The organism is Ruegeria sp. BJ5 (assembly GCF_056537865.1).
Genome location: NZ_JBQFSH010000001.1, coordinates 1,333,578 through 1,356,713, shown reverse-complemented (window position 1 = coordinate 1,356,713; position 23,136 = coordinate 1,333,578). Strand labels below are relative to the sequence as shown.

At 64.7% G+C, this 23,136-nt stretch carries 20 protein-coding genes; 15 read left to right on the top strand and 5 right to left on the bottom strand.

Annotated features, from left to right (window positions below; genetic code table 11):
• Positions 1–22: 22 nt before the first annotated feature.
• From ACR0NY_RS06805 to ACR0NY_RS06790, 4 genes are all read left to right on the top strand, one after another.
• Complete coding sequence (locus ACR0NY_RS06805; protein WP_170368846.1) at positions 23–1,258, top strand: acyl-CoA dehydrogenase family protein; 1,236 nt, start codon at positions 23–25, stop codon at positions 1,256–1,258.
• 1 nt (position 1,259) lies between these two features.
• A complete protein-coding gene (locus ACR0NY_RS06800) occupies positions 1,260–2,075 on the top strand; it encodes a thioesterase family protein (RefSeq protein WP_254432909.1) in 816 nt (271 codons plus the stop codon).
• An 86-nt stretch (positions 2,076–2,161) separates the two neighbouring features.
• Complete coding sequence (locus ACR0NY_RS06795) at positions 2,162–2,791, top strand: DUF1007 family protein (RefSeq protein WP_480771281.1); 630 nt, start codon at positions 2,162–2,164, stop codon at positions 2,789–2,791.
• A complete protein-coding gene (locus ACR0NY_RS06790) occupies positions 2,776–3,708 on the top strand; it encodes a nickel/cobalt transporter (protein WP_170368845.1) in 933 nt (310 codons plus the stop codon). The genes ACR0NY_RS06795 and ACR0NY_RS06790 overlap by 16 nt, the downstream gene beginning before the upstream one ends.
• Before the next feature lie 2 nt (positions 3,709–3,710).
• Here ACR0NY_RS06790 and truA read toward each other — a convergent pair whose 3' ends face one another.
• Entirely contained in the window at positions 3,711–4,478 is a 768-nt protein-coding gene (truA, locus tag ACR0NY_RS06785; protein ID WP_170337497.1) for a tRNA pseudouridine(38-40) synthase TruA, read from the bottom strand.
• A gap of 112 nt (positions 4,479–4,590) precedes the next feature.
• Between truA and ACR0NY_RS06780 the strand changes: the two genes are divergently transcribed.
• The 8 genes from ACR0NY_RS06780 (at position 4,591) to ACR0NY_RS06745 (ending at position 15,209) form a co-directional block, all read left to right on the top strand.
• The gene (locus ACR0NY_RS06780; RefSeq protein ID WP_170368844.1) at positions 4,591–6,003 is read left to right on the top strand and encodes a YcjX family GTP-binding protein; all 1,413 of its coding nucleotides are present in this window, start codon (positions 4,591–4,593) and stop codon (positions 6,001–6,003) included.
• A complete protein-coding gene (locus ACR0NY_RS06775) occupies positions 6,000–6,443 on the top strand; it encodes a GNAT family N-acetyltransferase (RefSeq protein ID WP_170368843.1) in 444 nt (147 codons plus the stop codon). Before ACR0NY_RS06780 ends, ACR0NY_RS06775 begins: the two co-directional genes overlap by 4 nt.
• A 3-nt stretch (positions 6,444–6,446) precedes the next feature.
• Positions 6,447–7,436 carry a YcjF family protein gene (locus ACR0NY_RS06770; protein ID WP_093962800.1) on the top strand — a complete coding sequence of 330 codons (990 nt, stop codon included), beginning with the start codon at positions 6,447–6,449 and terminating at the stop codon, positions 7,434–7,436.
• 60 nt (positions 7,437–7,496) lie between these two features.
• Positions 7,497–8,207, top strand: coding sequence for a VIT1/CCC1 transporter family protein (locus ACR0NY_RS06765; protein ID WP_170337501.1), 711 nt, complete (start codon positions 7,497–7,499; stop codon positions 8,205–8,207).
• Positions 8,208–8,314: 107 nt separating this feature from the next.
• Positions 8,315–11,041 (top strand): DUF2339 domain-containing protein, encoded by a 2,727-nt coding sequence (locus ACR0NY_RS06760; RefSeq protein ID WP_170368842.1) that lies wholly within the window; start codon positions 8,315–8,317, stop codon positions 11,039–11,041.
• A gap of 166 nt (positions 11,042–11,207) precedes the next feature.
• Positions 11,208–14,126 (top strand): isoleucine--tRNA ligase, encoded by a 2,919-nt coding sequence (ileS, locus tag ACR0NY_RS06755; protein WP_170368841.1) that lies wholly within the window; start codon positions 11,208–11,210, stop codon positions 14,124–14,126.
• An 83-nt stretch (positions 14,127–14,209) separates the two neighbouring features.
• Entirely contained in the window at positions 14,210–14,665 is a 456-nt protein-coding gene (locus tag ACR0NY_RS06750) for a methylated-DNA--[protein]-cysteine S-methyltransferase (protein WP_170368840.1), read from the top strand.
• A 76-nt stretch (positions 14,666–14,741) separates the two neighbouring features.
• The gene (locus ACR0NY_RS06745; protein WP_170368839.1) at positions 14,742–15,209 is read left to right on the top strand and encodes a hypothetical protein; all 468 of its coding nucleotides are present in this window, start codon (positions 14,742–14,744) and stop codon (positions 15,207–15,209) included.
• A 30-nt stretch (positions 15,210–15,239) separates the two neighbouring features.
• On the opposite strand, the gene ACR0NY_RS06740 is transcribed toward ACR0NY_RS06745, so the two are convergent.
• The 4 genes from ACR0NY_RS06740 to fsa form a co-directional block, all read right to left on the bottom strand.
• The gene (locus tag ACR0NY_RS06740) at positions 15,240–15,935 is read right to left on the bottom strand and encodes a CDP-alcohol phosphatidyltransferase family protein (protein WP_093962794.1); all 696 of its coding nucleotides are present in this window, start codon (positions 15,933–15,935) and stop codon (positions 15,240–15,242) included.
• Positions 15,936–16,027: 92 nt separating this feature from the next.
• Positions 16,028–16,948, bottom strand: a complete 921-nt coding sequence (locus ACR0NY_RS06735) for a tyrosine recombinase XerC (protein WP_170368838.1) — start codon at positions 16,946–16,948, stop codon at positions 16,028–16,030.
• Complete coding sequence (locus tag ACR0NY_RS06730; RefSeq protein WP_170362898.1) at positions 16,945–17,652, bottom strand: DUF484 family protein; 708 nt, start codon at positions 17,650–17,652, stop codon at positions 16,945–16,947. The genes ACR0NY_RS06735 and ACR0NY_RS06730 overlap by 4 nt, the downstream gene beginning before the upstream one ends.
• 205 nt (positions 17,653–17,857) lie before the next feature.
• Positions 17,858–18,511 (bottom strand): fructose-6-phosphate aldolase, encoded by a 654-nt coding sequence (fsa, locus tag ACR0NY_RS06725; protein ID WP_170337862.1) that lies wholly within the window; start codon positions 18,509–18,511, stop codon positions 17,858–17,860.
• 91 nt (positions 18,512–18,602) lie between these two features.
• Between fsa and ACR0NY_RS06720 the strand changes: the two genes are divergently transcribed.
• From ACR0NY_RS06720 to ACR0NY_RS06710, 3 genes are all read left to right on the top strand, one after another.
• Complete coding sequence (locus ACR0NY_RS06720; protein WP_170368837.1) at positions 18,603–20,798, top strand: primosomal protein N'; 2,196 nt, start codon at positions 18,603–18,605, stop codon at positions 20,796–20,798.
• Positions 20,799–20,875: 77 nt separating this feature from the next.
• The gene (locus ACR0NY_RS06715) at positions 20,876–22,108 is read left to right on the top strand and encodes an MFS transporter (RefSeq protein ID WP_170337509.1); all 1,233 of its coding nucleotides are present in this window, start codon (positions 20,876–20,878) and stop codon (positions 22,106–22,108) included.
• A gap of 68 nt (positions 22,109–22,176) precedes the next feature.
• Entirely contained in the window at positions 22,177–23,055 is an 879-nt protein-coding gene (locus ACR0NY_RS06710; protein ID WP_170337510.1) for a 50S ribosomal protein L11 methyltransferase, read from the top strand.
• The last annotated feature ends 81 nt before the right edge of the window (positions 23,056–23,136 follow it).

The window sequence follows — 23,136 nt, the reverse complement described above, 5'->3', positions numbered from 1 at the left end:
CGGGATCTACGGAGGATTCGTCATGAACATGTCATTCGTCTTGCGCGAGGAGAACCGGGCGCTGCTGGAGCGGGTCCGCGAGATGATCCGCAACGAAATCATGCCCCTGGAAGAGGAATACCAGGCCGAGATCAACAAGGGCGACCGCTGGCAGTACACCGAACGCCAGGCCGAGATCCTGGAAGGGTTGAAGGCCAAGGCAAAGGCGGCCGGTCTGTGGAATTTCTGGCTGACCGACAGCGACAAGGGGTTTGGCCTGACCACGGTCGAATACGCCTATTTCGCCGAAGAGATGGGCAAGACCCCGCTGGGCGCCGAGGTGTTCAACTGTTCCGCCCCTGACACCGGCAACATGGAGGTGTTCGAGCGCTACGGCACCGAGGAGATGAAAGAGCAGTGGCTCAAGCCGCTGCTCGAGGGCGAGATCCGTTCGGCCTATCTGATGACCGAACCGGATGTGGCCTCGTCGGATGCCACGAATATCTCGATGTCCTGTGTGCGGGACGGGGACGACTATGTTCTGAATGGCGAGAAATGGTGGTCGTCCGGCGCGGGCGATCCGCGCTGCAAGGTCTATCTCGTGATGGTCAAGACCGGCGGCGACGACCTGCCCAAGCACAAGCGCCAGTCGATGATCGTGGTGCCCGCCGACACGCCGGGGATCGAGATCCTGCGCCCGATGGAAGTGTACGGCCATGACGACGCGCCGCACGGGCACATGCATATCCGGTTCACTGATGTCCGGGTACCGGCCGAGAACATCCTGCTGGGCGAGGGCCGCGGGTTCGAAATCGCGCAGGGGCGCCTCGGGCCCGGTCGCATCCATCACTGCATGCGCGCGATCGGCCAGGCCGAGATGGCGCTGGAGCAGATGTGCAAACGCGCCCTGCAGCGCGAAGCCTTCGGCAAGAAGCTGGCGCAGCTGGGTGCCAATTTCGACATCATCGCCGAGTGCCGGATGGAGATCGAGATGGCCCGCCTGCTGTGTCTGAAGGCTGCGTGGTACATGGATCAGGACGATGCGCGCGCAGCGGCCCCGTGGATCAGCCAGATCAAGGTCGTCGCGCCGCGCGTTGCGCTGAAGGTGATCGACGAGGCGGTGCAGATGTTCGGCGGGCAGGGTGTCAGCCAGGATACGCCGCTGGCCATCGCCTGGACGCATGTGCGCACGCTACGGCTGGCCGATGGCCCGGATGCCGTGCATCGCCGTCAGGTGGCGCGGGCCGAACTGAAAAAGCACACCCAGGAAAAGATCTGACATGCAGGACGCGGCGATGCAGCCAGTGGTGGGTGAGACCGCCTATTTCCGGGTCGCGCCCGACGGGGCCTTTGTCGGCAATGACCCTGCGCGCGGGCCGTGGTCGGCCGACCACTGTCATGCCGGCCCGGTTGCGGGCCTGATCGTGCGCGCGGCCGAGATCGAGGTCGGTCCCGACAAGATGCTGACCCGCCTGACCGTCGATCTGCTGCGCCCGCTGCCTCTGTCCGGTTTGCGCGTGGCCGCCGAAACCGTGCGCCACACCAAGACGCTGGCCACCACGCGTGTCACCGTGCACGATCTGGACGACACGCTGTGCGCCACCGCCACCACGATGCATCTGGCGCGCCGGGATCTGGGGCCGGTGCCGAATGTGGCGATCCAAGCCCCCGACCTTTCGCAGATCGAAGACGGCCCGTTTCCCATCGGTGAAATGCGGCATGACCTGCCCGGCTTTGCCCATCATTCCGAGGTGGCCTATCCCAAAGGCGGTAATCAGGGGGCGGGCCCAAAAACCATCTGGATGCGCACCCCGCCTCTGCTCGAGGGTGAAACCCCCTCGCCGATCCAGTCGCTGTGCCCGCTAGCCGATTGTGGCAATGGCATTTCCTGGAATGCGCCGACCTCGGAAATGGGGTTCATGAACACCGACCTGACGGTGCAGATCCACCGCGAGCCGATGTCCGACTGGCTCGCCTCGGATTCCGTGTCACACTGGCAGCCCAGCGGCATCGGGATGTCGCAGTCGGTTCTGTACGATACTCAAGGTCCGATCGGCACGGCGCTGCAGACGCTGGTCCTGTTTCCGCCGAAATGAGCGGCAAAATCCGTGCTTACCGCCGAACCGCGTTGCCAGCGCCGGTCGGGCACCCTATCTTCGCGTTCATGCGCTGGATACCCACCTTGATCGCCTGTTGCCTGCCGTTTACCGCGGTGGCGCACCCGCATGTCTTCATCGACACCGGGTTGGAATTCATCGTGGACGAGTCGGGCAACCTGTCGCATGTCCGCGTCACCTGGGCCTATGACGAGTTCTACTCGCTGCTTGTGCTCGAGGACATGAGGTTGGATCAGGACGGCGACGGCGTGCTGTCCGAGGCGGAAGAGCAGCGCCTCGCTGGCTTCGACGCGCAGTGGGTCGAAGGATACAACGGTGATCTCGTCATCCTGGCCGCCGATCAGCCGGTTGCCTTGTCCGGCCCGCTGGAACCGCGCGCCACGACCGAAGATGGCCGTATCGTGACCACCCATCTGCGCAAGGTCGAGGGCGACCCTGTGCCCGCCCAAGGCCTATCGGCCAAACCCTATGACGAGACATTCTATACCGCCTACGAGGTGACGCGCCCGGTTACCGTCACCGGTCCTGAAACCTGCCGGATCGACCGGTTCGAGCCGGATATCGACGGCGAACTAGCCCAGATGCAGGCCTTTCTGCTGACCTTGGACGCCGACTATGACCTCGAGGAGAACGACATCCCTCTGGTCGGTGAACGCTTTGCCACCGAGATCCGCGTTTCATGTCCCGCTACCTGATCCTTCCGGTCGGTCTGGCGATTGCGCTGCTGCTGTGGTTCTGGGGCAGCGGCGGGTTTGACAGCCTCGCGTCCTGGGCCGCGGGCGAGCAGCGGGAATTCCAGAACCAGATTGCCCGTGCCCTGCGGGCCGCGCGGGCCGAACAGCCCGAGGCCGTGGCCACGCTGCTGGCCGTCTGTTTCGCCTATGGGTTCTTCCATGCGGTGGGGCCGGGTCATGGCAAGGTGCTGATCGGCGGGTACGGGCTGGGCCGCAATGTCGCCTTTCTGCGCCTGTCGGCGATCAGCGTACTGTCCTCGCTAGGGCAGGCCGTGACGGCGATCGTTCTGGTTTATGCAGGCGTTCTGGTGTTCCAGATGTCGCGGCAAAGCCTGGTCGGCACCACCGAACAGATCATGGCCCCGGTCAGCTATGGCGCGATCGCGGCCATCGGGCTGTGGCTGGTTCTGCGATCGCTGCGCAGTTTCGCCCGGCGCGGTCGTGCGGACAGTGCTCCGCATGACCATCACCATCATCATGATCACGGGCATCACCACCACGACGGCGAAGTCTGTTCCGATTGCGGGCATCGTCACGGCCCCACCGCCGAAGAGGTGGCCCAGGTCGGCAGCCTGCGCGAGGCGCTGATCCTGATCGCCGGTATCGCCGCGCGACCCTGTACCGGGGCCTTGTTCGTGCTGATCCTGACCTGGCAGATGGGCATCGCGATGGTCGGCATCGCCGGGGCCTTTGCCATGGCGCTGGGCACCGCGACCGTCACCACCCTGGTTGGCTGGACGTCGTTCGGGTTGCGGGGCGGGTTGCTGGCCTCGGCCTCGGCCACGCGGTTCGCGGCCGTGTTGGCACCCACGATCGAACTGGTGGCCGGGCTGCTGATCGCAGTGATCGCGGGCGGATTGCTGCTGCGCGCGCTCTGACGTCAGTCGAAAACAGGATCGGGATAGCCCACCCGCGCCAGGTACAATCCTTGCGGCGGGCAGACCGGCCCGCAGGCCGCGCGGTCGGCGGCCTCGAGCGCATCGCGCACGTCCTGCGGTGTCCAAGCGCCCGCGCCGACCCGTTCCAGCGTGCCGACGAAACTGCGGACCTGGTTGTGCAGGAAGGACCGGGCGCGGACGTGGAAATGCACCTCGGGGCCGGAAAAGCCCTGAACCTGTTCGACGCGCAGCTCGTCCAACGTCTTGACCGGGCTGGCCGCCTGGCAGATCGAGGACCGGAAGGTGGTGAAATCGTGCCGCCCGATCAGCATGTCGGCCCCTTCCTGCATCGCGGCGACATCCAGCGGATGCCCGATCTGCCAGACCTGGCCCTTGTCATGGGTCGCGGGCGCACGGCGGATCAGGATGCGAAACAGGTATTGCCGCTCGATGGCCGAGAACCGCGCATGCCAGTCATCCGCCACCCGCGCGGCCTTGAGAATCGCCACCGGCAACGGCTTGAGGTGATAGTTCAGCGCCTCGGACAGGCGGAACGGGTCCCAGTCTTTTTCAAGGTCGCAATGGGCCACTTGCCCCAGCGCGTGAACACCCGCATCCGTGCGCCCCGCGGCTGCGATCGTGTGTGCCCCGGGCTGCAGTTTCGACAAGGCCGCCTCGATGGCGCCCTGGACCGAGGGCAGCTCTTTCTGCCGCTGCCATCCGGCAAACGGCTCACCTTGGTATTCGACTTTCAACGCGTATCTGGGCATGCGCTGCTGGTACCCTGCCGGACGCGCCCGGGCAAGGGCAGGCGGCAAAAGCGCTGGCAACCGGGGCAGCGGCTACCTATCTTGGGACAAACAAGAAATGCGGGGCGGCGGTTTGGTCATCTCATCACTGGCAGACAGTCTTGTGCGCGGCGTCGAATCCGTCGGCGACCGCGTGTCCGAGACGTTTTTCGAACCGGTCGTGCGGCTGGGCGTCACCGGTCTGGCGCGGTCGGGCAAGACGGTGTTCATCACGTCGCTGGTGGCCAACCTGCTGGACCGGGGGCGGATGCCCGGCCTGGTCGCCCAGCAGGAGGGGCGAATCAACGCCGCCTACCTGCAGCCGCAGCCCGACGACACCGTGCCCCGGTTCGACTATGAATCGCACCTGTCGGCCCTGACTGGGCCGCAGCCCCACTGGCCCGACAGCACCCGCGCCGTGTCCGAGCTGCGCCTGTCGTTCAAAGCCCGCCCCGCCGGGTTGCTGGCCGGCCTGCAGGGGCCGCGCACCGTGCATCTGGACATCGTCGACTATCCCGGCGAGTGGCTGCTGGATTTGGCCCTACTCGAAAAAACCTATGACAACTGGTCGCGCGAAACGCTGGACCGCATCGCGCAGCGACCGGCAGCGGCCGATTTCCTAGCCCAGATCAAGTCCGTTGACCCGGCCGACGTCCATAATGAACCCACCGCGCAGGCCCTGGCGCGGGGCTTTGCCGACTATCTGACTGCCGCGCGGGATGCGGGTTTCTATGACTGTACGCCGGGCCGGTTCCTGCTGCCGGGCGATCTGGCCGGGTCGCCGGTGCTGACCTTTGCGCCGTTGCCGGTCGAGGGCGCCTCGCGCCGCCGCAGCCTGCACCGCGAGATGGAGCGCCGGTTCGAGGCTTACAAGGCGCAGGTCGTGAAGCCCTTTTTCCGGGATCATTTCGCCCGGATCGACCGGCAGGTGGTGCTGGTGGATGCGCTGGGCGCGATCCACAAGGGGCCGCAGGCGGTCGAGGACATGCGCCGCGCCATGGGCGATATCCTGTCGGCCTTCCGGCCCGGCCGCAATGCATGGCTCAGCCAGCTGCTGCTGGGCAAGCGGGTCGAACGCATCCTGTTCGCGGCCACCAAGGCCGATCACCTGCACCACCTGCAACACCCGCGCCTGACCGCGATCATGGAGGCTCTGACCCGCGAGGCGCGCGACCGCGCCAGGTTCGCCGGGGCCGAGACCGCCGCCATGTCCATCGCCGCGCTGCGCGTGACGACCGAAGAAATCCGCACCCACAACGGCGTCGAACTGCCCTGCGTGCGCGGCACGTTGGAGGCCGGCAAGCAGGCGGCCTTCTATCCCGGAGAGCTGCCCGAAGACCCCGCCCATCTGCTGGGCCCTGCACGCAAGGGGGCCGACACCTGGCTGGGCGAGGATTACGGGTTCATGACCTTTGCCCCGGCGAATCTGTCGCTGCGCCCCGGTGACGGCCCGCCGCATATCCGGCTGGACCGCGCCGCGCAGTTTCTGATCGGAGACCGGCTGTGACTGTCACCCTAAGGCCAGCGCGCAGCCTCGACGCCGGGGCGGTCGGAGAGATCCTGCACGGCTTTGCACGCGAAAACGACTGGATGCCCGAGCTGCATTCGGGGGCCGAGACCATCGCCTTTTGCGGGCAGATGATCGACAATGGATGGGTCACGGTTGCCGAACAGGGCGGCAAGGTCGCAGGCTTTCTGGCCGTGGACGGGACCGAGGTTCATTGCCTGTACCTAAGCCCCGCCGCGCGAAATCAGGGGATCGGCGCACAATTGCTGGACAGCGCCAAGGCGGCTCGCCGAGAACTGGCGCTGTATGCTTTTCAGGCCAACACGGGCGCGTGCCGGTTCTACCAACGGCACGGCTTTGTCGAAGTGGCGCGCAGCGACGGGGCCGACAATGATGAACAGCTGCCGGACATTCGGTTCGTCTGGCGACGGAAGGAGTGATGCATGGCCAAGGGTCCGGTTCTGATCGAGCTTGACGAGGATGCCCCGGCCGCCGACGTATCGAAGGCCGCGCCGGTACCGGATATCGCGCCGCCCCAGGGGCAGGCGATGCAGGCCGCGGCACGACTGGCCGCGCGCAAGCCATCGGTTCTGGGCCGGTGGTTCTGGGGGCTGGCGTTGGCGGTCGTGGGGGCGGCGGTCTCTGTCGCCGCATGGAACTTTGCCACCTCGTTGATCGCCAGCGTTCCGGTGCTGGGCTGGATCGTGACCGGCCTGATCTGCGCGCTGGTGCTGGTGGCCTTGCTGATCGCGCTGCGCGAGCTGGCCGCGCTGGGCCGGCTGTCGCGGGTGGACGGGATGCGCCGCGCCGCCGATGCTGCGCTGGCCGATGCCGATCTGGCGCAGGCCCGGGCCGTGACGCAGCGACTGATCGCGTTCTATCGCGGGCGCGAGGATACGCGCTGGGGCCGCGACCGTCTGGCCGAACGGGTCGAAGAACAGTTCGACGCTTCGGGCCTGCTGAGGTTGGTCGAGGACGAATTGCTGGCCCCGCTGGACGCCGCCGCCAGCCGCGAGGTCGAGGCCGCCGCGCGTCAGGTCGCGACCGTGACAGCGCTGGTGCCGCTGGCGCTGGCCGATGTGGCGACGGCGCTGCTGGCCTCGCTGCGGATGATCCGCCGGATTGCCGAGATCTATGGCGGGCGGGCCGGATTTCTGGGGGGCTGGCGGTTGACCCGTGCGGTGTTCGTTCACCTGGTGGCCACCGGTGCGGTGGCCGTAGGTGACGACCTGCTCGAACCGGTTCTGGGCGGGTCGGTCCTCAGCAAGCTGTCGCGCCGCTTTGGCGAAGGACTGGTCAACGGCGCCCTCAGCGCCCGCGTCGGCGTGGCTGCGATGGAGGTCTGCCGCCCGCTGCCCTTCTCGGACCGGCACAGGCCGTCGACCCGCGGCATGGTTTCGCGCGCGCTGGGCGGGCTGTTTTCCAAGGGTTGATCTGCCGCAAAGCCATCGGGCCGCCACGCAGGGCACAATCTCTTGGAAGGGAGACCAGCCATGGCGGATCACGGCCACACCCAACAGGAAATCGCAGACCGGATCGACGCCCCACCCGGGCGCGGGGTCCTGCGTGACGTGGTATATGGCGGGATCGACGGATCGGTGACCACGCTGGCCATCGTGGCGGGCGTGGCCGGGGCCGGGCTTTCGCCCTTTGTCATCGTGGCCTTGGGCTTGGCCAACGTGCTGGCCGACGGGTTCTCGATGGCGGCGGGCAATTACTCGGGGACCAAGGCCGAGTTGGACAATATCCGCCGGATCCGCGCCATCGAAGAGCGCCACATCCGCCTCTACCCCGACGGCGAGCGCGGCGAGGTGCTGGAGATCCTGTCCCGCAAGGGTTTGTCAGGCCGGGTGCTGGAACAGGCAACCGACGCGATCACCGCCGATCGTGACACTTGGATCAACCTGATGATCGAGGGCGAATACGGGCTGGGCAGCGTCGATCCGCATCCGCTCAAGGCCGCTGCGGCCACGTTCGCGGCCTTTGTCGTGGCCGGCATGGTTCCGCTCGTGCCGTTCCTGTTGGGTGTTCAGGGCGCGTTTCCAGCCTCGGTCCTGATGACACTGGGCGTTTTCTTTGCCATCGGCGCGATGAAAAGCCGGTGGTCGCTGGCGCCTTGGTGGCGCTCGGGGCTTGAGACGCTGGCGATTGGTGGAGCGGCGGCGGCAATTGCCTATCTCGTCGGGTCTCTGTTCCATCCTTAGATCACTGGCGTCAGATCGCAACAGGCTGAAACCATTCGGGATTTCCCGACTGTCTTGCCGCGCCTGGACAGGATAGCCTGTAATGCAGATTTGCCCGGAGGTGCGGTTTGGAATCTCTGCTTGTTCTTGTTGGCCTGGTCGTTTTGGCGATGCCGGTATCTATTGTCGTCTTGCTGGTCGGCCATGCCCGTCTGCGGCGGCGGGTCGAGCAGTTGGAGAGTCGGTTGGGTGCCGAGCAGCAACCGGACGCGGAGCGGCCACCAAAGACGCAGTCCGCGCCAATCGAAGCGCCGACGCCTGAACCGCGGCCGGCCCCTTGGGGTTCACCGAAACAGGAAAGCCCACCGACGCCGGACCAACGGCCTGACCCTGAAGAGTCGGCAGCTGTTACTGAGAGTGCATCGCCTCCGGCGGCAGTGGTGTTCCGCGCCGAGCGGTTCGACGATCTGGGCGCGTGGCTGCGCGAGAACTGGTTCTATGCCGTATCCGCTCTGTCGCTGGCGCTGGCGGGGATCTTCCTCGTGCAATACGGGGTCGAGAACGGTTTGCTGCCGCCTACCGCGCGCGTGTTGGCGGCCCTGGGCTTCGGCGCGCTGCTGATCGTGGCGGGTGAAATTGTGCGGCGTCGGTATGGCGATGACGAGTCGTCGGCCACCGCCTACCTGCCTTCGGTATTTTCCGGCGCGGGGCTGGTCACGCTGTTCGGCGGTGTGCTGGCGGCGCGTCAGCTCTATGACTTGATCGGCCCCGAGGCGGCCTTGGCAGGCATGATCGCCATCGCTCTAGTCGGGCTGGTACTTGGCTGGTTCCACGGCCCGCTGCTGGCGGCGATCGGGTTGATCGGCGCCTTTGCCGCGCCATTCGTCGTGGGTGGCGGCTCGGCTGACCCGTCTTGGCTGTACGTATATTTCTTCGTGATCACCGGGCTGGGGCTAGGGATCGACATGGTGCGGCGCTGGGCCTGGGTGTCGGTGATGTCGCTGGTGGGCGCCTATTTGGCGGGCCTTTTGCTGGTGATGGGTTCGCCGATCACGGAACCGGCTTTCCTCGTCTACATGGCCGCCGTGGCCGTGATCGCCATTGCCATTCCCGCCCGGCGGATCTGGCCCGACCATGACGGCGCGATGTTCAGCGAAATCCTTGTCAGAAAAGCCAGTGGTCCGTGGCCCGAATTTCCGACGCGCCTGGCCTTTGGGGCGGTGCTGGCAAGCTCGGCCATTCTGGCACTGCAATGGGCGGATACGAGCGGTGAGTTCTGGCTGGGTGTGATCCTGCTGGCCGGGCTGACTTTCGCCCTGCTGATCTGGGCAAAGGACGCGCCGGCCCTGCAGGACATGACCGCGCTTCCCGCCCTGGCTCTGGGTGGTTTCGTGTTCACGCATGGATTTGATGGCGGCGCGGTGGCGCGTGGGTTCTGGCAGACCTATTCCGAAACGCCCGAGGCTGCTTTTCCGTTGGCCGTGACCTTGCTGGTTGCGTTGGGCGCGATGATCTCTCTTCTGGCGGCATGGCGGTCGTTTCGGGGTGGGCGGTACCCGCTGGTCTGGGCCGGTGCCGCCGCGCTGTACGCCCCGGCGCTGGCCATCGCGCTTGAGCTTGGCTGGCGTCCTGCCAGCGTGATGGGCGCCTACCCCTGGGCCTTGCATGCGGTCGCGCTTGCGGCGCTGATGGTGGTACTGGCCGAGCGCTTTGCGCGTGTGGATGGCGAGGCCCGGATGCGTCCGGCTTTGGCCACGCTGTCGGCCTTGTCCTGCTTGACCTTCGGCTGCGTGATCGTGCTCAGCTCGGCGGCGCTGACCATCGCTTTCGTGGTCACGATCATCGCGGCGGCAGCGCTGGACCGGCGGTTCAACCTGCTACCGATGAGCTGGTTCATCTGGGTTGGCGTTGCCACCGTCACGTTCCGACTGATCCTGAACCCGGGCCTGGACTGGGCGCTGCACGCGCCGGTTGTGGAAATGGCGCTGGTCTATGGGGCTGCGGTTGCAGGTTATCTTGCCGCATGGTGGATGCTGCGCCCGTTGGACCGCCCGGTCGCCAATGTCATGCTGGACAGCGCAGCGTGGGCGACGGGCGGCGTTCTGGTGTCTCTGCTGCTGTTGCGCTGGCTGGAAGGGCTGGGCGAGGGCGGTGCCGACGACAGCCATTGGGGGCTGGGCCTGCTGTCGGCCATTTGGCTGCTGCTGGCCTTTGTGCAGGTGCAGCGCTTTGCGCTGGGCGGGCGACTGAACTGGGTTCGGGTCGCACTGGGCGTGTTCTTTGCCGCGCATGGCCTGTTGTGGCTCGCGCTGGCTGCGACAGTGGCCAACCCTGTTTTGCGTTTTGGGGCAGATCCTGTTCTGGGGCCTCCGATCGTGAACACGCTGGCCATTGCCTATCTGCTGCCGGCCCTCGTCATCGGCCTGTCCGCGTGGCGGATCCCCACGATGCCGGCGCAGTTGCGGCTGGCCTGTCAGGGGGTGACCATTGCGCTGGGCGCCTTGTGGCTGGGCCTGACCATCCGGCATTTCTGGCAGGGCGCGGCAGGGATGTATGAAGGCAACGGCGTATCCCAGCCTGAGCTCTATACTTACACGCTCGCCCTGCTGGTGATCGGCGCGGCGCTGTTCTATCAGTCGCTGGCGCGTCGGTCGGACCTGATGCGCAAGGCCGGGCTGGCGGTGATCGGGTTGGCGGTGGCCAAGGTGTTCCTGATCGACATCTCGGGGCTGGGCGGTCTGATCCGGGTGTTTTCGTTGCTGGCCTTGGGGCTGGCGCTGGCGGGTCTGGCCTGGCTGAACCGCTGGGCCAAGCTGCGCCATTCGCCGCAGGGGCCGGAAGCTCTGGACCAATAGGCGCAACCGGCCTATAAGCCCGGCCATGCAAGACGTTCTGGCCATTATCATTCGAATTATTTCCCCGGCGCTCTGAGTTTCCGAGACGCCGGGCAAAGGTGCTTGAGTTCATCGCACCGACCGCTTCGATCCAAACACGCCAAGATCATCCAAGGGACGCCTCTCCATGTGCGCCGACACGACCCAGACACCCGACTACAAAGACACGCTGAACCTGCCCCGAACCGAATTCCCCATGCGCGCGGGCCTGCCCAAGCGCGAGCCCGCATGGCTGGACCGCTGGGAAAAGATCGGCGTCTATGACCGCCTGCGCGACAAACAGGGTCGCAAGCCCTTCACGCTGCATGACGGCCCGCCCTATGCCAACGGGCACCTGCATATCGGCCACGCGCTGAACAAGACGATCAAGGACATGATCGTGCGCAGCCACCAGATGATGGGCTTTGACGCGCGCTATGTGCCCGGCTGGGACTGCCACGGCCTGCCGATCGAATGGAAGATCGAGGAACAGTACCGCAAGAAGGGCAAGAACAAGGACGAGGTTCCGGTCATCGACTTCCGCCAGGAATGCCGCAAGTTCGCTGAAGGCTGGATCGACATCCAGCGCGAGGAGTTCAAGCGTCTGGGCATCACCGGCAACTGGGCCGATCCCTACGTCACCATGGACTATCACGCCGAGGCGGTGATCGCGGACGAGTTCATGAAGTTCCTGATGAACGGCACGCTGTATCAGGGCTCGAAACCGGTGATGTGGTCGCCGATCGAAAAGACCGCCCTGGCCGAGGCCGAAGTCGAGTATCACGACAAGGAAAGCTTCACCATCTGGGTGAAGTTCAAGGTGGTGAACACCGGCGACACCACGCTGGACAACGCCTATGTGGTGATCTGGACCACGACGCCCTGGACCATGCCGTCTAACAAGGCCGTGGTGTATGGCAAGGACATCTCGTACGGGCTGTACGAAGTGACCGGCCGCCCCGAGGAATGCTGGGCCCGGATCGGTGACCGCTACCTGCTGGCCGACAATCTGGCCGCCGACGTGTTTGCGCGGGCACGGCTGGACGATACCATGTACCGCCGCCTGTGCGACGTCACGCAGGACGATCTGGCCAAGATCCAGCTGCAGCACCCGCTGGCCGGGGCCGAAGGGTCCAACGGCGAATGGGACGACATCCGCGATTTCCGCGCGGCCGATTTCGTGACCGATACCGAAGGCACCGGCTTCGTCCATTGCGCGCCCTCGCACGGGATGGAGGAATTCGAGCTGTACCGCGATCTGGGCATGCTGGAACAGGTCATCACCTACAACGTGATGGACGACGGCAGCTTCCGCGCTGACATGCCGTTCTTCGGCGGCAAGTACATCCTGTCGCGCAAGGGCGGCGAGGGCGATGCGAACAAAGCCGTGATCGACAAGCTTGCCGAGGTCGGCGGGTTGCTGGCGCGCGGCAAGATCAAGCACAGCTATCCGCATTCTTGGCGGTCCAAGGCGCCGATCATCTATCGCAACACACCGCAATGGTTCGTGTCCGTCGACCGCAAGCTGGACGATGGCATGGACGAAATGGGCGGCACTATCCGCGAACGCGCCCTGCGCTCGATCGACGAGTTGGTGAAATGGACGCCGCCCTCGGGCCGCAACCGCCTGTATTCGATGATCGAGGCGCGCCCCGACTGGGTTCTGTCGCGCCAGCGTGCCTGGGGTGTGCCACTCACGTGCTTCACCAAGAAGGGCGCTCTGCCCACCGACGCGGACTATCTGCTGCGCAACGCGGATGTGAACACCCGCATCAAGGCCGCGTTCGAAGAACACGGTGCCGATGTCTGGTACACCGACGGGTTCAAACAGCAGGTGCTGGATGGCATCGTGAACCCCGACGATTATGATCAGGTGTTCGACGTACTGGACGTTTGGTTTGACTCGGGCTCGACCCATGCGTTCGTTCTGCGCGACCGTGAAGATGGCACCGACGACGGCATTGCCGATGTCTACATGGAGGGCACCGACCAGCACCGCGGATGGTTCCATTCCTCGATGCTGCAGGCCTGTGGCACGATCGGCCGCGCGCCGTATCGCAACGTGGTCACGCACGGGTTCACGCTGGACGAGAAGGGCAACAAGATGTCCAAATCGCTCGGCAATACCATCGTGCCGGAAGAGGTCGTCAAGCAATACGGTGCCGACATCCTGCGCCTGTGGGTGGCCCAGACCGACTATACCGCCGACCAGCGGATCGGGCCGGAAATCCTGAAAGGGGTCGCTGACAGCTATCGCCGGCTGCGCAACACGATGCGCTTCATGCTGGGCTCGCTGGCCGATTTCACCGAGGCCGACCGGATCGACCCGGCCGAGATGCCGCGTCTGGAACGCTGGGTGCTCAGCCGCCTGGCCGAGTTGGACGAGCAGGTCCGCAAGGGCTATGCTGCGTTCGACTTCCAGGGCGTGTTCAGCGCGGTGTTCAACTTTGCCACCGTTGACCTGTCGGCCTTCTATTTCGACGTGCGCAAGGATGCGCTGTATTGCGATGGGGACACCCCACGCCGCCGAGCCGCGCGCACGGTGCTGGATATCCTGTTCCACCGTCTGACCACTTGGCTGGCGCCGGTTCTGGTCTTTACGATGGAAGAGGTCTGGCTCGAGCGGTTCCCGGGCGAGGACAGCTCGGTGCATCTGGTCGACTTCCCCGACACGCCTACCGATTGGCGCGATCCCGCTCTCGAAGAAAACATGGCCAAGATCCGCCGTGTGCGCCGTGCGGTGACCGCCGCGCTGGAAGTGCAGCGCCGCGACAAGGTTATCGGCTCCAGCCTCGAAGCCGCGCCGGTCGTGCATGTCGAGGATGCCGAAACCCGCGACCTGCTGGCGACCTTCGACGTGGATGACCTTTGCATCACTTCGGGCCTGACCGTCACCGCCGACCCGGCCCCGGCCGAGGCGTTCCGCCTGCCCGAGATCGAGGGCGTCGGCGTCGTGTTCGAAAAGGCCGAAGGGGCCAAATGCCAGCGCTGCTGGAAGATCCTGCCGGATGTGGGACGTCACGCCCACCCCGGCGTCTGCGGCCGATGCGATACGGCGCTGAGCTGAAAATGATCCCTGAAACCCCCGCCATCGCGCGGGGGTTTTTCTTGCGGCTTGCGACGCACCCGCCGATCTGAAACTCTGCGCCCATGCCGATGATTGCAGTGGAAACCCAGTTCGGATGCCTTGGGATAGAAGAAGAGGACGGTGCCATCACCAGTCTGGTGTGGGACGGTCACACAACGGGTGAGAAGACCCCGCTGCTGATCGAAGCGGGGTTACAAATCAGGGCCTATGCCGAGGGCCGGTTGCAAAAGTTCGACTTGCCACTGCGTGTCGTTGGGTCCGAATTCCAGAAACAGGTCTGCGACTTGATGTCCGCGATTCCTTTCGGTTACACGCGGACTTACGGTGATATCGCGCATGATCTTGGGTGTCCGGCGCAAGCTGTCGGGCAGGCCTGTGGTGCCAACCCGATTCCGGTGATCATTCCCTGTCACCGCGTTCTGGCGGCAAGCGGCCTTGGGGGGTTCTCGGGGCAGGGCGGGGTTGAGGGCAAGGTTGCCCTGTTGCGTCACGAGGGGGCTGCCAGCCTGCTGATCTGACCACCGGAATCCGGTTGCAATCTTTCGCAAAGCGTCCCAACCTGAGACAGTTTTCGAACCCGAAGGACTACAATTCATGACTGCGAAAATTGACCCCGCCGCCCGGAAGAAGGCCATCATTGACCAATTGATGGCGTTGGAGGCACAGGAGTTGGCGACGGCGCAGGCGCACCACGATGCCTTTCAGAAAGAGTCCCAATTGGATGACCGGGAAGGCCACGACAAGGATGATATCGCGGCATCGCGCGAAAGCGCCGATCTGGCCGCCGCGTTTGACGGGCCGGTGCATGCGCATCATGCCAAGATTGACGTGATCGAAAACACCGATTTCAGCCTGACGGATACAGTGCAGCCAGGCGCCGTGGTCTGGCTGGGCGACCGGCATTTCGTCGTCTGCGTGTCGACCACCAAGTTCGACGTAGATGGTGAACCATATATGGGGATTTCAACCCAAAGCCCGATCTATCTGGCCATGGCCGGAATGCGCAAGGGGGACGTCTTCACCCACAATGGCACCGAGTTCGAGATCCGGGAAATCCTCTGACCTGTGATTTTCGCCCGTTGGGGCCGCGTCTCAGTCGCGGCTCGGCGGCATGATTTGCTGGGCGATCCCTGCCGAGACCAGGTACAGACTGGTCACCACCAGACCCCAATGCGCCCAGCTTTGCGGGTGAAAATCCACCCAAGCGGCCCATCCGGCGAAAAATGTCCATGCGAAGGCCATGGGCAGGGACAGGTTGCGCCAGCGTTCCGTGCGCACGGGGTGAATGAATTTCAGGGGCAGAAACATTGCAACGGCCAGCAGCGCCACAAGGACGAGGCTGAACCAGAAGTCGGGCTTTAGCGCAAAGATCACCACCACGACCATGTTCCAGCAACCGGGAAAACCGGAAAAGGAATTGTCCTTTGTTTTCATACGCGTGTCGGCAAAATACATCGCGCTGGCGAAGGTGATGACGATGATCGCGAACCAACCGGTCCAGCCGTCCATCAAGCCGGATTTGAACAGCGCATAGGCCGGAATGAAGACGTAGGTCAGATAGTCGATGATCAGGTCCAGCAGGACACCGTCGAACTCGGGCGCGTTCTTTTTGACGTGATAGTGCCGCGCCAAAGGGCCGTCGATTCCGTCGACGATGAACGAAACGACCAGCCACAGAAACATCAGGCTCCACTTTTCCTCGACCGCGGCCAGCATGGCCAGCATCGCAAATACGGCTCCGGTCGCGGTAAACAGGTGAACGGCTAAGGCTTTGAATCTGAGTGTCATGACCCGTGTCATGTACGATGCGCGCCCGAGATGCAAAGCAAAAAGCCAGCGGTATCAGCACCGAAATTTGGTTGCTGCAATTCCGCCGCGTCTCAGGCTTTGGGGTGCGCGCGGTTGTACACCTCCATGAGGCGCGCGGTGTCGACCGCTGTATAGGCTTGGGTGGTCGAAAGGGACGCGTGACCCAGCAGTTCCTGAATGGCCCGGAGGTCTCCGCCGGCCGACAGAAGATGGGTGGCAAAGCTGTGCCGCATCGCGTGTGGAGTGGCCGTTGCCGGAAGACCCAGCTGCATGCGCGCTTTGGCCATGACGCCCTGAATTGCCCGCGGACTCAGGGCTTTGCCTCGTACGCCGCGGAACAATGGGGCGGTCGGGCTATGGGGATGTGGGCACAACTCAAGGTATCGGTCGACCGCCTGGCGCGCGGCGGGGATGACCGGAACGATCCTTTCCTTGTCACCCTTGCCGACAATTCTCAGCGTGTTGGGCAGGGGCGCGTCCGCTCCGGTCAGGGACAGGGCTTCGGAAATGCGAAGGCCGCAGCCATACAGCAGGGTCACGACGGCAACGTCGCGGGCGGCAACCCAATCTGACCCGGATTGCAGCTCGACCGTCTCGATCATGGCGCGGGCGGCGTCTTCGGCCAGAGGGCGCGGCAGTTTCTTGGTGTATTTCGGGGCGCGGGTGGACAGGACGGCGGTGGGCTCGAACCCCTCGCGTTCGGCCAGCCAGCGATAGAAGCTTTTGACGGCGGACAGTTTTCGCGCCAGTGACCGCGCCCCGACGCCGGATTCGCGTTGCTGTGCCATCCAGGCCCGCATGTCCGAAATGGTGATGCGTTCGAGCGCCGCCAGCCCCTGCCGTTCGCTGTGATGCAAAGTCATGAAAGACAGGAAATCCGCGACATCCCCGCGATAGGCATTGATGGTGTTTTCCGAACGGCCCGCCAAAGCGGTCAACCCCTCCAGCCACAACTGCAACGCATCGCGGCAGGCTGGAGAGATCAGGCTCACGACAGCCAGTGGCGCATCGACCGTTCGAATACGCCTGCAAAAAAGGCCAGCAGATCAGTGCCCAATTGAGGCGAGAAGTGCCTTGGGTCGCGCGCCCCCATGACAATCATGCCCGGCAGACGCCCTTTGCCGAGATCTAGCTGCATACATGCCTCAGATTGCAGCTGGTCCAGCTGATCCCCGTGCACTCTGCGGTTGGGCTGGCGAATTTCGCGCAGGACAACCTCACGCGCGGGGTGGTTCGGTGCGTTGTCCATGTAGGAATGCACGAAACCCGGTTCCGCCACGGCCAGAACACCGTCCAGCCGGTCGATGCTTGGGTCCTGCTGGACCATCGTTGTTTCCAGGACCAGTGTGATGCGGTCGACGCGGAGGATTTCGGCAACTTCCGTACCCAGCACGCGCAGAAAGTCCTCGAATTCCGTCGGCTCAAGAAGGCGCAGGATGGCGCGGTGAACTTGGTTGGTTCCGGCGAGGTTCTCGTAGGCGGCTGCGATGACCGAGCGATGTGTGTCCTCCAGCCGGTCCAGCCGTGCCTCAAGCCGTTGCATGGCGATTCCGCGCAGGTCGATGATGTTGTCTCCGCGGGCGCGTTCGTTCGCGGCGACCAGCGCCTGCATCAGATCCTTGTCGTCCAGCACGGCGTCCGGCTCGGCCAGAATCGCGGCGCGGAGGTTGTCCTCGAGTTTGGGATTGCTGCTCATATCCTGTCCGGTCTTTTTTTGTTGGGGGCGTTATAGCACGGGTGCCCGGAAATGCCTTGGGAAAAATGCACGCTTAGGTGGATTAGGCGCCGTGTGTGGGGGCGTGGCTCCCGCCTGCAGGCATTTGATCAAAGATCAAGCCCCCTGCAGTTGGGCCAGGCGCGGCCCCGGACGGGGCCGCGCGGTTGTACTTGGGATCAATGGATCACAGAATCTTCTGACCGGTCTTGGCCCAATCCGACAGGAAGGCCTCGAGCCCCTTGTCGGTCAGCGGGTGATCAGCCAGCTTCTTGATCACGGCAGGCGGCGCGGTGATCACGTCGGCGCCGATGCGGGCGCTGTCGGCCACATGGTTCACGCTGCGGATCGAGGCGGCGAGGATTTCGGTTTCGAACCCGTAATTGTCATAGACCTGACGGATGTCGGCGATCAGGTCCATGCCGTCGAGGTTGATGTCGTCCAGACGCCCGATGAAGGGCGAGATGAAGGTCGCGCCCGCCTTGGCTGCCAGAAGCGCCTGATTGACCGAGAAGCACAGGGTGACGTTGACCATCTGGCCCTCGTCGCTGAGCGCCTTGCAGGTTTTTAGACCGGCCCAGGTCAGAGGCACCTTGACGGCGATGTTCGGTGCGATCTGCGCCAGCTTGCGGCCTTCGGCGATCATGTCCTCGGCTTCGGTGGCGACGACTTCGGCGGAAACCGGGCCATCGACCAGGTCGCAGATTTCCTTGGTCACTTCCAGAATGTCGCGACCCGATTTCAGGATCAGCGAGGGGTTGGTGGTGACACCGTCCACCATGCCCAGGTCGTTCAACTCGGCGATGGCGTCGATTTCGGCTGTGTCTACGAAGAATTTCATCGGGGCAGTCCTTTGATGGGTTGGCCTTGCTCGCGGATGCCTTTACCTCAAAGAGACCCGTGCTGAAACCCCTGCTGAAGAAAGGCGCGCATTGAGCGACCCGGTGCATTTCGACCAAGGTGAGCTGGTGGCGGTTCTGACGACCCAGCCGCTGGACCGGACGTTGGATTACAAGGCGCCCGAGGGGGGGTGTTTCCTGGGGGCCTTCGTCGAGGTGCCGCTGGGCCCGCGCAAGGTTCTGGGTGTGGTCTGGGGCGCGGGGCGCGGAGATTTCGACCGCAGCAAGATCCGCTCGGTCATCCGGGTGCTGGACGTGGCGCCCATGCGCGAAGAGATGCGCCTGTTCCTGCAGCGCGCGGCCGACTACACGCTGACGCCGATGCCGGCCATGTTGCGGCTGGCCACCCGCGCGCCCGGGCTGGGCGACCCGCTGTCGATGCGCAAGATCTATCGGCTGGGAAGCGGCACGCCCGACCGCATGACCGATGCCCGGGCCCGGGTGCTGGAGGTGCTGCGCGACTATGGCGGGCTGGCCTTTACCCTGAAAGAACTGGCCGAGATGGCCGGGGTCACCTCGTCGGTCGTCAAAGGTCTGGTCAAGCAGGGCGCCGTGCGCGAGGAGGACAGCCCCCGCGACCTGCGTTATCCGACCCTGGACCCGGACCGGCCCGGCAAGGCGCTGACCCCCGATCAGACCGCTGCCGCCGACACGTTGCGGGCCGCACTGCGCAGCGGAACCTATGGCACCACGCTGCTGAAGGGCGTGACCGGGTCGGGCAAGACCGAGGTTTACCTTGAAGCCGTGGCCGAAGCGCTGCGCATGGGCCGGCAGGCGTTGGTGCTGCTGCCCGAGATTGCCCTGACCGCCGAGTTTCTGACACGGGTCGAGGAGCGGTTCGGCGCGCGCCCGGCCGAATGGCATTCCGGTGCCACGATGACTGAACGCCGCCGGGTCTGGCGAATGGTCGGGCAGGGCGATGCGCAGATGGTGGTGGGCGCGCGGTCGGCGCTGTTTCTGCCGTTCCGCGATCTGGGCCTGATCGTGGTGGATGAGGAACACGACACCTCGTACAAGCAGGAAGACGGCGTGCATTACAATGCGCGCGACATGGCGGTTCTGCGGGCGGCGATCTGCGGGTCGCGCGTGATCTTGGCCAGCGCGACACCGTCGCTGGAAAGCTGGGCCAATGCCGAGGCCGGCAAGTACGACCGGCTGGATCTGACCTCGCGCTTTGGGGCGGCGGTGCTGCCGGACATGAAAACCATCGACATGCGCGCCGAGAAGATGCAGCCGGGCACCTGGATTTCCCCCAGCCTGCGCCAGGCGGTGCAGGCGCGCATCGAGAAGGGCGAACAGTCGCTGCTGTTCATCAACCGCCGTGGATATGCGCCGGTGACGCTGTGCCGGGCCTGCGGCGAACAGATCGCCTGCGACCATTGCGATGCGCGCATGGTCGAGCACCGGTTCCTCAAACGTCTGATGTGCCATCAGTGCGGCGAGACCAAGCCCATGCCCGAGGCCTGCCCCGCCTGCGGGGTCGAGGGCAAGCTGGCCCCGGTCGGTCCCGGCATCGAACGTCTGGCCGAAGAGGCCGAGGCGACCTTTCCCGAGGCCCGCATCGCCATGCTCAGTTCCGACCTGTTCGGCTCGGCCCGGGCGCTGAAGGCCAAGATCGAAGAGATCGCCGAGGGGGACGCAGATATCGTCATCGGTACGCAGCTGGTGGCCAAGGGGCACAATTTCCCGAACCTGACGCTGGTCGGGGTGATCGACTCGGATCTGGGCCTGCACGGGTCCGACCTGCGCGCGGCTGAGCGGACCTTTCAACTGATGCGGCAGGTGGCGGGCCGGGCCGGGAGGGCCGACAAGCCTGGGGCGGCGCTGCTGCAGACCTTTCAGCCCGAACACCCGGTGATCCGCGCGATCCTGTCGGGGGACGAGGAAGGGTTCTGGCGGGCTGAGGCCGCCGGGCGTCAGGCGGCCGGGGTGCCGCCCTATGGCCGGATGGCGGGGATCGTGCTGTCCGGCCCCGAGGTCGGCCCCGTCTTTGACATCGGAAACGTATTGGCGCGCAATGACGCGCCGCTGCGGCAGATCGGGGCACAGGTCTTTGGACCAGCCCCGGCGCCGATTGCCCGTATCCGCGGGCGGCACCGGGTGCGGCTGCTGGTCAAGGCGCCCAAGGGGGCACCGATCCAGGACGCCATCGCCCGCTGGATCGCACCGCTGCGCCTGAAGGGTGACATCCGCCTGACCGTCGATATCGACCCGCAGAGTTTCTACTGACCCTGCATCAGCGCAGACCCGGTGTGCACTGGGGATTTCCTCTCGCCAGCCGGGCGGATTGGGCGTAGAGAACTCTCATGCTGAAACCGATGCCCCTGTCCCAGGCCCAGAGCCTGCCGTTCTGGCGCCGCCCCGTCACGTTGCTGTTCGTGATGGCGCTGACCATGCCGATCGCCTTCAACGCGTGGAGCGCGCTGCTGAACAATTTTGTGATCGAAGTCGCGGATTTCGACGGGGCAGACATCGGCCTGCTGCACACGGTGCGTGAAATCCCGGGCTTTCTGGCCGTGGGCGTGATCGCGGTGATAATTTTCGTGCGCGAGCAGGTGCTGGCCATGATTTCGCTGGTGCTGCTGGGTGTGGCCACGGCAGTGACGGCCTGGTTTCCCAGCCTCGGCGGGCTGCTGTTCGTGACCCTGTTCAGCTCGATCGGGTTTCACTACTACGAAACGGTGAATCAGTCGCTTCAGCTGCAATGGCTGCCCAAGGACCGCGCCCCGCAGGTGCTGGGCTGGCTGGTGGCGATGGGATCGGCCTCGACGCTGGTGGTCTATGGGCTGATCGTGCTGACCTGGGACCGGTTCGATCTGTCCTACAACACGGTCTTCATGGCGGCTGGTGGGCTGACAGCGGTACTCGCACTGTTCTGCCTGATCGCCTATCCACAATTCGATGCGCCGACACCGCAGACCAAGAAAATCGTGCTGCGCCGGCGCTACTGGCTGTATTACGCGCTGCAGTTCATGGCGGGCGCGCGGCGGCAGATCTTCGTCGTGTTCGCGGGGTTCATGATGGTCGAACGCTTTGGCTTCGAAGTGCATCACCTGACCAGTCTGTACCTCATCAATCTGATCATCAACATGGCCGCCGCCCCTTTGCTGGGCAAGGCCGTCGCGGTGTTTGGCGAGCGGCGTACGCTGATCTTCGAGTATCTGGGCCTTGCCATCGTGTTTGCGGCCTATGGCGGCATCTACTGGTTTGGCTGGGGTGTGCTGCTTGCGGCCATTCTCTACGTCATCGATCATGTGCTGTTCGCGCTGGCTTTGGCGCTCAAGACCTATTTCCAGAAAATCGCCGACCCGGCCGATATTGCACCCACCGCGGCGGTGGCCTTCACCATCAACCACATCGCGGCGGTGTTCCTGCCGGCGCTGCTGGGGCTGTTGTGGGTCGTGTCGCCGGGGGCGGTGTTCGGCCTGGCGGCGGGCATGGCGCTGATCTCTCTGGCGCTGTCGCTGCTGATCCCGCGCCACCCCGAGCCGGGGAACGAGACCATCTTTTCGAAATACGCCCCCGCACCGGCCGAATGACACGCGGGACGCTTGACCTCGGCGGCTGACGGCCCTAGGCGCAAAGGCGGTTTCTGCAGGAGGTTCCCATGCCCACATTCACCGCCCTGACCACCCTGAAAGGCAAAGCCGCGGCCGAAAGCCTGGGCGAAGCGATGGAGCGGCTGGAGCCCGAACCCACCGGCGTGGGCGTCTTCGAGGTCGAGGACGGCTCGGGCCTGTGGGAGGTCGGCGGCTATTTCACCGAAAGCCCAGACGAGGCCGCCCTGGCCCTGCTGGCGGCGGCCTTTGAGGCCAAGCCCTTCGTGGTGTCGGAACTACCGGAAACCGACTGGGTCGCCCATGTCCGGCGCGAGCTGGCCCCGGTCGAGGCCGGGCGGTTTTTCGTCTATGGCAGCCACGATGCCGACAAACTGCCTGAGGGGCGCATTCCGCTGCTGATCGAGGCTGCGATGGCCTTCGGTACAGGGCACCACGGAACGACGCTGGGATGTCTGAAGGCGCTGGACAAGCTGATTGAGACTGGGTTCGAGGCCAGCAAGGTTGCCGATATCGGCTGCGGTACGGCGGTGTTGGCGATGGCGGCGGCGCGGGTCTGGGAAGGTGACATCCTGGCCAGCGACATTGATCAGGTCGCCGTCGACGTAGCCGAGGCCAACCTGAAGGCCAACGGCATGGCCGGGGCCGTCCGTTGTGTCGAGGCTGCCGGTTTTGACCATCCTGACCTCCAGGCGGCGGCGCCTTACGATCTGATTTTCGCCAACATTCTGAAGGGACCGTTGGTGGCCCTTGCCCCGGAAATCGCGCAGAATCTGCGCGGAGGCGGACATGCGATCCTGTCGGGAATCCTCAACGAGCAGGCCGACGAAGTGGAATCAGTTTATTCACGAAACGGGTTCAATACGATGGATCGGTCAATGATTGGTGAATGGACGACGCTAGTCTTAACCAAACAGGGCGCAAATTAGACCATTTGCAGGAGTTTTGTGGATTTTTGCCACGGTTTTGACGCATTCTCTTTCTACCGTCATCCAATGAATTTGGGGGGC

What these genes read in the sequence shown, in the direction of transcription:
- ACR0NY_RS06710 (WP_170337510.1), top strand. Translation starts at nt 22,177, where the DNA reads ATGCCCACATTCACCGCCCTGACCACCCTGAAAGGCAAAGCCGCGGCC.
- ACR0NY_RS06790 (WP_170368845.1), top strand. Translation starts at nt 2,776, where the DNA reads ATGTCCCGCTACCTGATCCTTCCGGTCGGTCTGGCGATTGCGCTGCTG.
- ACR0NY_RS06715 (WP_170337509.1), top strand. Translation starts at nt 20,876, where the DNA reads ATGCTGAAACCGATGCCCCTGTCCCAGGCCCAGAGCCTGCCGTTCTGG.
- ACR0NY_RS06750 (WP_170368840.1), top strand. Translation starts at nt 14,210, where the DNA reads ATGCCGATGATTGCAGTGGAAACCCAGTTCGGATGCCTTGGGATAGAA.
- ACR0NY_RS06740 (WP_093962794.1), bottom strand. Translation starts at nt 15,935, where the DNA reads ATGACACTCAGATTCAAAGCCTTAGCCGTTCACCTGTTTACCGCGACC.
- ACR0NY_RS06730 (WP_170362898.1), bottom strand. Translation starts at nt 17,652, where the DNA reads ATGAGCAGCAATCCCAAACTCGAGGACAACCTCCGCGCCGCGATTCTG.
- truA (WP_170337497.1), bottom strand. Translation starts at nt 4,478, where the DNA reads ATGCCCAGATACGCGTTGAAAGTCGAATACCAAGGTGAGCCGTTTGCC.
- ACR0NY_RS06745 (WP_170368839.1), top strand. Translation starts at nt 14,742, where the DNA reads ATGACTGCGAAAATTGACCCCGCCGCCCGGAAGAAGGCCATCATTGAC.
- ACR0NY_RS06800 (WP_254432909.1), top strand. Translation starts at nt 1,260, where the DNA reads ATGCAGGACGCGGCGATGCAGCCAGTGGTGGGTGAGACCGCCTATTTC.
- ACR0NY_RS06770 (WP_093962800.1), top strand. Translation starts at nt 6,447, where the DNA reads ATGGCCAAGGGTCCGGTTCTGATCGAGCTTGACGAGGATGCCCCGGCC.
- ACR0NY_RS06805 (WP_170368846.1), top strand. Translation starts at nt 23, where the DNA reads ATGAACATGTCATTCGTCTTGCGCGAGGAGAACCGGGCGCTGCTGGAG.
- ACR0NY_RS06765 (WP_170337501.1), top strand. Translation starts at nt 7,497, where the DNA reads ATGGCGGATCACGGCCACACCCAACAGGAAATCGCAGACCGGATCGAC.
- fsa (WP_170337862.1), bottom strand. Translation starts at nt 18,511, where the DNA reads ATGAAATTCTTCGTAGACACAGCCGAAATCGACGCCATCGCCGAGTTG.
- ileS (WP_170368841.1), top strand. Translation starts at nt 11,208, where the DNA reads ATGTGCGCCGACACGACCCAGACACCCGACTACAAAGACACGCTGAAC.